The sequence below is a fragment of the Aquihabitans sp. G128 genome (genome assembly GCF_019048865.1).
Taxonomy (GTDB): Bacteria; Actinomycetota; Acidimicrobiia; order Acidimicrobiales; family Iamiaceae; genus Aquihabitans.
On record NZ_CP077604.1, the window covers coordinates 691,160 to 703,394 of the forward strand.

The 12,235-nt window shown below is 72.6% G+C and carries 10 protein-coding genes; 9 read left to right on the top strand and 1 reads right to left on the bottom strand.

Annotated elements, in window-relative coordinates:
- The first annotated feature begins 102 nt into the window (after positions 1 to 102).
- The 9 genes from KSP35_RS03175 to KSP35_RS03215 all read left to right on the top strand — a co-directional run bounded on the left by KSP35_RS03175 (position 103) and on the right by KSP35_RS03215 (position 11,465).
- Positions 103 to 492 (top strand): phospholipase, encoded by a 390-nt coding sequence (locus KSP35_RS03175; RefSeq protein WP_254127163.1) that lies wholly within the window; start codon positions 103 to 105, stop codon positions 490 to 492.
- Positions 493 to 523: 31 nt separating this feature from the next.
- Positions 524 to 3,187 (top strand): alpha/beta fold hydrolase, encoded by a 2,664-nt coding sequence (locus KSP35_RS03180; RefSeq protein WP_216998864.1) that lies wholly within the window; start codon positions 524 to 526, stop codon positions 3,185 to 3,187.
- Positions 3,184 to 4,416, top strand: a complete 1,233-nt coding sequence (locus tag KSP35_RS03185) for an amidohydrolase family protein (RefSeq protein ID WP_216998866.1) — start codon at positions 3,184 to 3,186, stop codon at positions 4,414 to 4,416. The genes KSP35_RS03180 and KSP35_RS03185 overlap by 4 nt, the downstream gene beginning before the upstream one ends.
- Positions 4,417 to 4,544: 128 nt before the next feature.
- Entirely contained in the window at positions 4,545 to 5,108 is a 564-nt protein-coding gene (ahpC, locus tag KSP35_RS03190; RefSeq protein WP_216998868.1) for an alkyl hydroperoxide reductase subunit C, read from the top strand.
- A gap of 101 nt (positions 5,109 to 5,209) precedes the next feature.
- Positions 5,210 to 6,799, top strand: a complete 1,590-nt coding sequence (gene ahpF, locus KSP35_RS03195; RefSeq protein WP_216998870.1) for an alkyl hydroperoxide reductase subunit F — start codon at positions 5,210 to 5,212, stop codon at positions 6,797 to 6,799.
- A gap of 7 nt (positions 6,800 to 6,806) precedes the next feature.
- A complete protein-coding gene (locus tag KSP35_RS03200) occupies positions 6,807 to 7,724 on the top strand; it encodes a LysR substrate-binding domain-containing protein (protein WP_216998872.1) in 918 nt (305 codons plus the stop codon).
- Positions 7,725 to 7,779: 55 nt separating this feature from the next.
- The gene (hisS, locus tag KSP35_RS03205; RefSeq protein WP_216998874.1) at positions 7,780 to 9,072 is read left to right on the top strand and encodes a histidine--tRNA ligase; all 1,293 of its coding nucleotides are present in this window, start codon (positions 7,780 to 7,782) and stop codon (positions 9,070 to 9,072) included.
- Positions 9,069 to 10,883 (top strand): aspartate--tRNA ligase, encoded by a 1,815-nt coding sequence (gene aspS / locus KSP35_RS03210; RefSeq protein WP_216998876.1) that lies wholly within the window; start codon positions 9,069 to 9,071, stop codon positions 10,881 to 10,883. Before hisS ends, aspS begins: the two co-directional genes overlap by 4 nt.
- A gap of 66 nt (positions 10,884 to 10,949) precedes the next feature.
- Positions 10,950 to 11,465, top strand: a complete 516-nt coding sequence (locus tag KSP35_RS03215) for a nuclear transport factor 2 family protein (protein WP_216998878.1) — start codon at positions 10,950 to 10,952, stop codon at positions 11,463 to 11,465.
- Between the two features lie 3 nt (positions 11,466 to 11,468).
- Here the strand turns inward: KSP35_RS03215 and KSP35_RS03220 are convergent, their stop codons facing one another.
- Entirely contained in the window at positions 11,469 to 12,218 is a 750-nt protein-coding gene (locus KSP35_RS03220; protein ID WP_216998880.1) for a hypothetical protein, read from the bottom strand.
- Between the last annotated feature and the right edge of the window lie 17 nt (positions 12,219 to 12,235).

Consider the following 12,235-nt stretch of genomic DNA (forward strand, 5'->3'; position numbering starts at 1 on the left):
CAGCACGGCGCACGTGGGGGATCGTTCAGACGAAGGGGGCGTGCCGTGCAGGCAACGCGCAGGATCACGGGGTTCGCGGTCGCACTGGTGGCGGCCTTGAGCATGCTCACGGCCGCACCGGCCGGGGCCATCACCACCAGCCAGAAGCAAGCCATCCTCTACCAGGAGCTGGGCTCGGCGAGCGTGTTCAACACGATGTACGCCAACCGCACCAAGGCGCCCAACAACGAGTTCGACTGGTCCACCGACCTGTGCTCGTGGTCGCCGGACAACCCGTTCGGCTTCAACTTCTCGAGCGCGTGCCGCCGCCACGACTTCAACTACCGGAACTTCAAGGCGACCGGGATCTTCACGGCCAACAAGCCCAAGATCGACACCGCCTTCTACAACGACATGAAGGCCATCTGCGCCCCGTACGGCGTGGTGAAGCGCACGGCGTGCAACGGGCTGGCGTCGACCTACTACAACGCCGTGAAGAAGCTCGGCTCCTAGCCCGTCGGGCGGCCCCGGTATGGTCGCCCGGGTGCCGGCCGACCTCGACGATCTGATCGCCCCCGACGCCCCCGGCTGGTTCCGCCGGGCGCTGCAGACGCCGTTCTTCGACCAGCGGGTCGAGGTCAACGGGGCGCAGGTCCACTACCTGGCGTGGGGCGAGCCCGGCCGGCGCGGCCTCGTGTTCGTGCACGGCGGGGCCGCCCACGCCCACTGGTGGACCCACGTGGCGGCCTGGTACGCCCGCCAGTACCGGGTGGTGGCCATCGACCTGTCGGGCCACGGCGACAGCGACCACCGCGCGTCGTACTCGCTCGAGCAGTGGGCCGACGAGGTGGTGGCCGTGGCCGGCGACGCCGAGATCGACGGCACCCCGGTGGTGATCGGCCACTCCATGGGCGGCATGGTCTCCATCGCCACCGCCGCCATCCACCCCGACGACGTGGCGGGCGTGATCGTGCTCGACTCGCCGGTCATCGAGGTCGACCAGGAGGTCGGCGCCGCCCAGGCGGGCCAGGCCTTCGGCGTGCCCCGGGTGTACCCCACCCGGGACGAGGCCCTGGCCCGGTTCCGCACGGTGCCGCCCCAGAAGCACTACCTCGACTACGTGATGCACCACGTCGCCCGGCGATCGGTCCACGAGGTCGAGGGCGGGTGGAGCTGGAAGTTCGACCACAACCTGTTCAACGCCTTCACCGGCCACATCCGCAACGTGGCGGTGCCCTACCTGCCGCTGGTGCGCTGCCGCTTCGCCCTGCTGCGCGCCGAGCACGGCCTGGTGACGCCCGACATCGGCGAGTCGATGTACCAGGCCCTCGGCCGCACCGCCCCCGTGGTCGAGCTGCCGATGGCCGGCCACCACGGGATGCTCGACGAGCCCCTCGTCCTCACCACCGCCATCCGCACCCTCCTCGCCGACTGGGACCACTCCACCCCGCAGAGGCGGTGGCGCGCTTCGGGCTCACTCGCTCGCTGCGCTCGCTCCGTTCCCCCGAGCTTCCTGGTTGACGGGCTGACGCCCGGCGCTTCTCGCAACGACGGCGGCGGAGCCGCCGTCGTTGGTCGTGGGGGGGGCTCCGCAAGCTCCGCCCCCACACCCCCCGGGCTCGCTTCGCTCGGAACCCCCAACCACCAACCCCGACCCCGCCCTCGCGGTGGTCGTTTGGTGCGGGGGTGTCACGTGGGCGCGACATGGCGGAAACATGGGGTTGGTGTGCTGGGCCGCATGGCAGACACCCCTGACCCGTCTGGCGCCGTGGCGGCGCGGCTCGCGAACGTGGAGGCGGTGCGGCGGGAGCTGGCGCACCTGACCATCACCGACGACGCGGAGCTGGTGCGGCGGCGCTCCACCGACCGGTCGGCGATGCTCGGCCCGCTGATGGCCAGCGAGGTCGGCGGGTCGCTGGCCGACGCGGTGGCCATCCCGGCCGACGAGGCCCAGGTCATCGAGCTGGTCGCCGCCTGCGCCCGCCACCGCGTGCCGATCGTCCCCCGCGGCGCCGGCACCAGCAACTTCGGCCAGTCGATTCCGCTGGAGGGCGGGATCGTGCTCGACCTGAGCCTCCTCCGAGGCATCATCTCGGTCGACCAGGAGCACGTCCGCGCCCTGGCCGGGACCCTGCTGCCGGACATCGACGAGGCCGCCGCCCCGTTCGGCCGCGAGCTGCGCATCCACCCGTCGAGCAAGCGGATGTCGACCGCGGCGGGCTTCGTGATCGGCGGCCACGGCGGGGTGGGCTCCATCCGCCACGGCGGGCTGGCCGACCTCGGCAACGTGCAGGGCCTGCGGGTGGTGACCATCGAGGAGCAGCCCCGCGTCCTGGAGCTGCGGGGCGAGCAGACCGGGCTGGTCCAGTTCAGCTTCGGCATGACCGGGGTGGTGACCGAGGTCGAGTTCCCGCTGGCGCCGTCGCACGCCTGGCGGGACGTCATGGTGTCGTTCGAGACGCTGGCCGACGCCATGCGCTTCGGCGGCGACGTGACGTTGGCCGACGGGCTCGACGTGAAGAACTGCATGCCCATGGACCCCGGCATGGCCACCTACCTCACGCCGCTCCAGGAGTTCCTGCCGCTCGGCCGGGCGGCGGCGTTCGTGATGGTCGCACCGCACTCGGTCGAGGGGCTCACCGACCTCGCCGCCCGGCGAGGCGGCTTCGTCACGCTGGACGTGCCGATGGGGGAGACCCCTCGCGGCTTCCCCGGCTACGAGTACACCTGGGGCCACGCGATGTGGTGGCTGCGCAAGGGCCAGCCGAACCTGGCCGAGGTGCTCTTCCTGCTCCCGCCCGGCGACCCGGCCGGGACGCTCGACGAGCTGCTGCGGCGCGTGGGCGGCGAGACCTGGGTGTCGTCGACCTGCCAGCGCTTCGCCGGCCGCCCGTCGCCGCAGGTGGCCCTGGGCATCGACGGCTCGATCCCCGGACGGATCGTCGCGGTCAGCGAGGCGGCCGAGGCGCTCGACTGCCTGGTGGTGAACATCCACCAGGCGAAGCTGGGCGCGTCGTCGATCCGGGACTTCGGGCCGGAGCAGCGGGCCTTCAAGGCCGCCGTCGACCCGCTCGGCATCTGCAACCCCGGCCACCTGGCCGACGAGGAGCTGGTGCCGGGGGAGGCCGTCACCGAGTCGGCCAAGCTGGTGGCCAGCGGCTGGTCGTCCCGGTGGGCCGACGACGCCGCGGCAGGGCAGCGGCGGTGACGAGTCGCCTGCTCGCGGGCGGCGTCGACGCCGACGGCGACCGCGTCGACGTGCGCGTCGAGGACGTCACCGGCACCACCACCGCCGTCGGGCCCACGCTCGACCGGGTGCCGGGCGAGGAGGTGGTCGACTGCACGGGCCTGGTGGTGCTGCCGGCCGCCGCCGAGCCCCACGTCCACCTGGACAAGGTGGCCACCATCCGGGAGGCGCCGAACCCCTCGGGCGAGCTCATGGGGGCGGTCCGGGCGTGGTTGGACCACGCCCCGTCGCTCGACGCGGCCGACGTGCGCGGTCGAGCCCTGGCGGCGGTCGACGACTACGTGCGCAACGGCGCGACCGCCGTGCGGACCAACGTGAACCTCCACGCCACCATCGACCTGCAGGTGCTCGAAGCGATCCTCGACGTGCGCACCGCGGTCGCCGACCGGTGCGAGCTGCAGGTCGTCGGGCTGTTCATGCCCCCGCTCAGCGGCGACGGCGAGGTGGCCGAGGCCAACCGGGCGCTGATCGACGTCGCCTGCGAGCTGGGGATCGACGCCATCGGCTCGGCGCCCGTGACCGACGCCGACCCCGAGGCGACGATCGAGCTCCTGGCCGCCGCTGCGGTCCGGTGGGATCGGGCCATCGACCTCCACATCGACGAGACCCTCGACCCCACGTCGCGCACCCTCCTGGCCTTCGCCGCCGCCGTCGAGCGCCACGGCCTCGGGGGTCGGGCGACCGCCGGGCACTGCGTGAGCCTCGGCATGCAGGCGCTCGACGAGCAGGAGTCGACCGCTGCCCGCCTCGCCGAGGCGGGCATCGCTGCGGTGGCCCTGCCCACCACCAACCTCTGGCTCCAGGGCCGGGCCCAGCCGACCGGCACGCCGCGCGGCGTCACCGCAGTGCGGCGGCTGCTCGACGCCGGCGTGGTGGTGGCCACCGGATCCGACAACATCGAGGACCCGTTCTGCCCCTTGGGCCGCGCCGACCCGTTCGACGCCGCTCGGCTCCTGTCGCTCACCGCCCACCTCAGCCCGGCGGAGGCGTGGGCGGCGGCCAGCACGTCCTCGCGAGCCTCGCTCGGCCTGGCGGCCAGCGGCCTGGCGGTGGGTGGGGCCGCCGACCTGGTGGCCGTCGCAGGCCGCGACCTCGGCGAGGCGCTGGCTCGCGGATCGGCCCGGCGGACCGTGCTGAAGGGCGGCCGGGTGGTGGCTCGGACGACGGTCACGACCACGGCGGGCGCCTGACCTGGGCGTTTCCCCGATCGCGATAGTGACAATCTATGATGAAGCGGCTCGATTGGTCAGGGAAACTATCGGTGGTCGGGTAGGGTGGAGCTCGTTCCCCGATTCACAAAGCGAGAGGTCCTGCACCCGTGTCCCTGATCAACACCGAGATCAAGCCGTTCAACGCCACCGCCTTCAAGGGCGGCGAGTTCATCGACGTGAGCGACGAGTCCGTGAAGGGCGCCTGGTCGATCTTCTTCTTCTACCCGGCCGACTTCACCTTCGTCTGCCCCACCGAGCTGGGCGACCTGGCCGACCTGTACCCCGAGTTCCAGAAGCTCGGCGTCGAGGTCTACGGCGTGTCGACCGACAGCCACTTCACCCACAAGGCGTGGCACGACAACTCCGAGACCATCAACAAGATCACCTACGCCCTCATCGGCGACCCCACCGGCACCATCACCCGGAACTTCGACGTCTACATCGAGTCCGACGGCATGGCCGACCGGGGCACCTTCGTGGTCGACCCGCAGGGCACCATCCAGATCGTCGAGGTGAACGCCGGCAACATCGGCCGCAACGCCGCCGAGCTGCTCCGCAAGGTCAAGGCCGCCCAGTACGTGGCCGCCCACCCGAACGAGGTCTGCCCGGCCAAGTGGGAAGAGGGCGATTCCACCCTCGCCCCCTCGCTCGACCTCGTCGGCAAGATCTGACCCGCGGCCGGGGTGCCGTGCGACCACCCGGTCGCACGGCACCCCGGCCCACCGCCTCCCCCCTCCCACGAAGCCACCTGCTCAAGACCTGGAGCCTCCGCATGCTCGACGCCAACCTCACCGCCGCCCTCAAGACCCACCTCGAGAAGGTGTCACTGCCCATCGAGCTCATCGCCTCGCTCGACGAGAGCGCGAAGTCGAGCGAGCTGGCCGAGCTGCTGGACGAGATCGCCGCCCTGTCCGCCCACATCACCGTGAGCCGAGACGACGACGAGCACCACCACCGCCGCCCCTCGTTCCTCATCCGCCGCGTGGGCACCGACGTCGAGGTCCGCTTCGACGGCCTGCCGCTCGGCCACGAGTTCACCTCGCTGGTGCTCGCGCTCCTGCAGGTGGGCGGCCACCCGCCCAAGGCGTCCGCCGAGGCGGTCGCGCAGATCGAGGCCATCGAGACCGAGCACACCTTCGAGACCTTCTTCTCCCTGACCTGCCAGAACTGCCCGGACGTGGTCCAGGCCCTCAACGCCATCAGCGTCCTCAACCCCAAGGTGAAGGTGGTGGCCATCGACGGCGCCCTCTTCCAGGACGAGGTCGAGGAGCGCAAGGTCATGGCCGTGCCGTCGGTCTTCCTCGACGGCGAGCTGTTCGACACCGGTCGCATGGGCATCGAGCAGATCCTGGCCAAGCTCGACCCCGACGCCGCCGAGCACGCCTCGGCCGCGCTCGCCGAGAAGGACCCCTACGACGTGCTCGTGGTGGGTGGCGGCCCCGCCGGCGCCGCCGCAGCCGTGTACGCCGCCCGCAAGGGCATCCGCACCGGCGTGGTGGCCGAGCGCTTCGGCGGCCAGGTGCTCGACACCATGGGGATCGAGAACTTCATCTCGGTGCCCTACACCGAGGGCCCCAAGCTGGCCACCGCGCTCGAGCAGCACGTGGCGGAGAACGACGTCGACGTGATGAACCTCCAGGCGGCCGTGAAGCTGGTGCCCGCCGATGCCGACGGGCTCGTCTCGGTGCAGCTGGCCAGCGGCGCCGCCCTGCGGTCGAAGACCGTCGTCCTGTCCACCGGCGCCCGCTGGCGCCACATGGGCGTCCCCGGCGAGGAGGAGTACCGCAACAAGGGCGTGGCCTACTGCCCGCACTGCGACGGCCCCCTCTACAAGGGCAAGCGGGTCGCGGTCATCGGCGGCGGCAACTCCGGCGTCGAGGCCGCCATCGACCTCGCCGGCATCGTCGCCCACGTCACCCTCATCGAGTTCGACGACGTGCTGCGGGCCGACGACGTGCTCCAGCGCAAGCTCCGCAGCCTCCCGAACGTGACGGTCCACGTGAGCGCCCTCACCACCGAGGTCCTCGGCGACGGCGAGAAGGTCGTGGGACTCACCTACCAGGACCGCACCACCGGCGACCTCCACCAGGTCGACCTCGAGGGCATCTTCGTCCAGATCGGCCTGCTGCCGAACACCGAGTGGCTCGAGGGCGCCCTCGACCTCTCGCAGCGGGGCGAGGTCCACATCGACGACCGGGGCCAGACCTCCATGCCCGGCGTGTTCGCCGCCGGCGACTGCACCACGGTGCCCTTCAAGCAGATCGTCATCGCCATGGGCCAGGGCGCCACCGCCGGGCTCAGCGCCTTCGACCACCTCATCCGCACCTCGGCTCCGGCCGAGGCGGCCACCGCCTCCGTCTGATCGTGGCGTGAACCTCCGCGACCTCGCGTACCTCGTGGCGGTGGCCGACCACCGCCACTTCGGCCGGGCGGCCGGCGCGTGCTTCGTGAGCCAGCCGACCCTGTCGGTGCAGATCAAGAAGCTCGAGAAGGAGCTGGGCGTCGCGCTCGTCGAGCGCGGCTCGCCCATCCTGCTCACGCCGGCGGGGGAGGAGGTCGTGGCCCGGGCCCGCTCGGTGCTGCTCGAGGTCGACGGCATCCGCGACGCCGCCCGCCAGGCCACCGACCCCGAGTCGGGCTCGCTGCGGGTGGGGGTGTTCCCCACCCTCGGCCCGTACCTGCTGCCCCACGTGGTGCCGAAGGTGCGGGAGCGGTTCCCGGAGCTCGAGCTGCTGCTGGTGGAGGAGAAGACCGAGCGGCTGCTCCGGCTGCTGCGCGACGGCAAGCTCGACGCTGCGGTGCTGGCCCTGCCGGTGCCGGACGATCGGCTCCACGTCGAGCCGCTCTTCGAGGAGGCCTTCGTGCTCGCCGCGCCGGCCACCCACGCCCTGGCCGAGATCGAAGGCCCGGCACCGCTGTCGGTCCTCGACGGCGAGGCGGTCCTGCTCCTCGAGGACGGGCACTGCCTCCGCGACCAAGCCCTGTCGGTGTGCCGCCTGGCGTCGGCGCACGAGCGCAGCGGCTTCCGCGCCACCAGCCTCGAGACGCTGCGCCAGATGGTGGCGGCCGGCGTGGGGGTGACGCTGCTGCCCGAGCTGGCCGTCCAGCCGCCCGTCCCGCCGTCGGCGGCCATCGCCCTGCTGCGCTTCGCCGACCCGGAGCCCACCCGGCAGATCGCCATGCTGTGGCGCGAGAACGACCCTCGGAGCGCCTTCCTGCCCGGCCTGGCCGAGCTCTTCGTGGTGGCGCCGGGCGACCCGTCGGCCCCGGTGGCGCCCGCCGCCTGAGCCCGCCGGATCCCTTTTCGGGCACCCGGGCCGCCGCCGGTAGGTTGGCTGGCCCATGGCACGAGCGAAGTTCCAGGCCCCCAAGGGCACCCACGACGTCCTGCCGCCCACCTCGGCGCGGTGGGAGCGCCTGCTCGCCACCTACGCCACGGTCGTGGAGCGCGCCGGCTTCGGCCTGCTCCAGTCACCCATGTTCGAGGACCTCGGCGTGTTCCAGCGCGAGACCGAGGGCGCCGACGCGGTCCGCAAGGAGATGTACGACTTCGTCGACAAGGGCGGCCAGCACGTCGCCCTGCGGCCCGAGGGCACCGCGTCGGTGGTGCGGGCCTTCGTCCAGCACAACCCGCTCACCCCGTGGAAGGTCTGGTACGCCACGCCGGCGTTCCGCTACGAGCGGGCCCAGGCGGGTCGGTACCGCCAGCACCACCAGGTGGGCCTCGAGGTGCTGGGCTCGGCCGACCCCGACGTCGACGTCGAGGTCATCTCGGTGGGCTGGGAGCTGCTGCAGGCCCTCGGGCTGCAGCAGGTCGAGCTGCTGCTCAACACCATGGGCACCTCGGCCGACCGCCTCGCCTACGTCGAGGTCCTGCGGGCCTGGCTGGTCGAGCGCCGCGACGAGCTGGCCGAGGACGATCGCGACAAGGTCGACACCCACCCCATGCGGGTCCTCGACTCCAAGCGCCGCGCCACCCAGCAGGTCACCGCCCACGCGCCGGCCATCGCCGACCACCTCTCGCCCGAGAGCGAGGCCCACTTCGCCCGGGTGCAGGAGGGGCTCACCGCTCGTGGCATCCCCTTCACGCTGGCGCCCCGGCTGGTGCGTGGCTTCGACTACTACACCCACACCACCTTCGAGCTGGTGCCCACCCTCGTCGACAACGCCCAGGCCACCATCCTCGGCGGCGGTCGCTACGACGGCCTGGTCGAGGAGCTGGGCGGGCCGCCCACGCCCGGCATCGGCTTCGGGTCCGGCATCGAGCGCCTCCTCATCGCCTGTGACGCCGAGGGCGTGTTCCCGGCGCCCGAGGCCCGCATCGACGTCTTCGTCATCGACGTCACCGGCGGCGCCGAGGCCCGCGACCTCACCGCCGAGCTGCGCGCCGCCGGCATCCGCTGCGACCGCGCCTTCGACCAGAAGGGCATGCGCGCCCAGATGAAGGGCGCCGACCGCTCCGGCGCCCCGTTCGCCGTCATCGTCGGCGACCAGGAGCTGGCCGACGGCGTCGCCACCGTGCGCCCCCTCCGCCACGACTTCGACGGCGACCAGCCGTCGGCCCAGCAGACCGTTCCCCGGGCCGACCTCGTCGCCCACCTCCGAGACGCACTCAGCAAGGACGCCACCGAATGACCATCGCCGTAGGCCTGCGCACCCACCACAGCGGGGAGCTGACCGAAGCCGACGTCGATGGTGAGGTCACCCTCTGCGGCTGGGTGGCCAAGCGCCGCGACCACGGCGGCGTGGCGTTCATCGACCTGCGCGACGCCAGCGGCGTGGTCCAGGTGGTCATCCACGACGAGGCCGTGGCCGGCCCGCTGCGCTCGGAGTTCTGCCTGCGCATCGTCGGCACCGTGACGCGCCGGCCGGAGGGCAACGACAACCCGAACCTGCCCACCGGCACCATCGAGGTGGAGGCCACCACCGTCGAGGTGCTGAGCGAGTCGGCCGTGCTGCCGTTCCCGATCGAGGAGCACGAGACCACGCCGGTCTCCGACGAGGTGCGCTACAAGTACCGCTACCTGGACCTGCGCCGAGCCGGCTCGGCCGCAGCCATCCGCCTGCGCAGCCAGGTCAACCAGGCGGCGCGGGGCGTGCTGCTCGACGACGGCTTCGTGGAGGTCGAGACCCCGACGCTCACCCGCAGCACCCCCGAGGGGGCCCGGGACTTCGTGGTCCCGGCCCGCCTGCAGCCCGGCTCCTGGTACGCCTTGCCCCAGAGCCCGCAGCTGTTCAAGCAGCTGCTGATGGTCTCGGGCCTCGAGCGGTACTTCCAGATCGCCCGCTGCTACCGGGACGAGGACTTCCGCGCCGACCGCCAGCCCGAGTTCACCCAGCTCGACATCGAGATGAGCTTCGTGGTCGAGGACGACGTCATCGCCCTCGGGGAGCGCATCGTGGCCGCCCTGTGGGCCCTCGTCGGGGTCGAGGTCGCGCTGCCCATCCCGCGCATGACCTACGCCGAGGCCATGCGCCGCTACGGCTCCGACAAGCCCGACCTGCGCTTCGGCGTCGAGCTGGTCGACTGCACCGAGTACTTCGCCGGCACCGAGTTCGGCGTCTTCCAGGCAGCCCACGTCGGGGCCGTCGTCATGCCCGGCGGCGCCTCGCAGACCCGCAAGGTGCTCGACGGCTGGCAGGACTGGGCCAAGGCCCGCGGCGCCCGCGGCCTGGCCTACGTGCTCGTCAGCGACGACGGCGAGCTCAAGGGCCCGGTGGCCAAGAACATCTCCGACGACGAGCGGTCCGGCCTCGCCGCCCACGTCGGCGCCGCGCCCGGCGACGCCATCTTCTTCGGGGCCGGCACCGAGCGCAGCGCCAAAGCCCTGCTCGGCGCCGCCCGCCTCGAGATCGGCAAGCGGTGCGACCTCATCGACGAGGCCGCCTGGGCGTTCACCTGGATCGTCGACGCCCCGCTGTTCGAGCCCACCGGCGAGACCGACGACGTCGCCGTCGGCTCCGGCGCCTGGACCGCGGTGCACCACGCCTTCACCTCGCCCAAGCCCGAGAGCCTCGACACCTTCGACACCGACCCCGGCTCGGCGCTGGCCTACGCCTACGACATCGTGTGCAACGGGAACGAGATCGGCGGCGGCAGCATCCGCATCCATCGTCGCGACATCCAGTCGCGGGTGTTCGAGGTCATGGGCCTCGGGCCCGAGGAGGCCGAGGAGAAGTTCGGCTTCCTGCTCGAGGCGTTCAAGTACGGCGCCCCGCCCCACGGCGGCATCGCCTTCGGCTGGGACCGCATCTGCGCCCTGCTCACCGGGGCGTCGTCGATCCGCGAGGTCATCGCCTTCCCCAAGACCGGCGGCGGCTTCGACCCCCTCACCAGCGCACCGGCTCCCATCACCGCCGCCCAGCGCCGTGAAGCCGGCGTCGACGCCAAGCCCGCGCGCCCCACCGCCCCCGCCGACGCCCCTGCCGCTGCGCCCGAGACCTGACGGTCCGTCAGCAATCGGGGTGGGGGTGGCCTACGGTCCGGGCCACGTCGACGACAGGGGACCGACATGACCGACACCACCGCCGCAGACCGCACCGCCGAGGCCAAGGCCACCTACTTCCGCTACGTGGAGGGTCGCGAGGCCGTCGCCCGGGGGGAGCGCTCGTGGTCGAGCCTCGGCGAGGAGTTCTTCACCGAGGACGCCGTGTTCATCGACCCGGCGTGGGGCCGGGTGGAAGGTCGCGACGCCATCGTCGCCTTCATGGACGAGAGCATGCTGGGCCTCGAGGACTGGTCGTTCCCGGAGACGTGGACCATGGCCGAGGGCGACCGGGTGGTCACCATGTGGTGGAACCGGCTCCCGGGGGAGCGCGCCGACGGCACGCCGTACCAGGCCGTGGGCATCTCGGTCATGCACTACGCCGGCGACGGGCGCTTCTCCTACGAGAGCGACCTGCTCAACATGGCCGAGGTGGGCGAGCTCATCGGCGACAGCGGCTGGCGCCCGAACGGCCCCATGAACCTGCCGCCGGCCCGCCCGAACCGGGACGTGACCCCACCCCGGGGCTGGCTGCACGACTGAGCGTCAGGAGTAGGTGAAGCCGAGGGCCAGGCCCTCGTTCACCGGCGGGTGGTGGCGCGGTCCGGCGAAGCGGCGCAGCCCGGCGTCCAGGGCGGCGGCCACCTCCGGGAGGTCGCCGAACGGGATGCGGATGATGGCCTGGCTGGAGCCGACGTCGTCGGCCCACGGCGCGGGCGGCAGCTGGCCGCCCGGCGGCTTGGTGAAGCGGCGGAACGGCTTGAGGTTCGGGTGGCGGTCCAGGAACGAGCGGTCGGCCGGCACCAGGTCGAGGCGGACGAACGTGCTCACGGCCAGGTGCCGGGCCGGGTTGCCGCCGGGCGGGGCGTCGTCGGTGACGCCCCCCAGCGCCAGCGGGCTCCGCAACGGGGAGGCCTTGCGGGCATAGGACACCCGCGCCTGGGTCAGCTCGGACCACTCGACCTCGAAGGCCCGGCGGTCCACGGCGACCTGCCGGATGCCCCGCCCGTCGAAGACCAGCGAGCGGGGTGCGAAGACCCGGGCCCGCAGCCGGACGAGTTGGGCGGCGCCGGCGAGCAGCAGCAGGCCGAGGACCGCCAGGCCGACGTTGGCGGCGACCGCCGGGGCGGTGACGGCCCCGACGAGCACCAGCACCGCCAGGGCGGCCACCACCGTGGTGCCCACGTGGTAGGTGATCCGCTGGCGTCGGCCGAAGGTGACGTCGACCTGGATCGGCGCCGTGGGATCGGAGTCGCCGGAAGGAGGGCTCGGGGGAGCGGGGAGGTCGGTGGCCATCGCCGCCGGTCTACCCC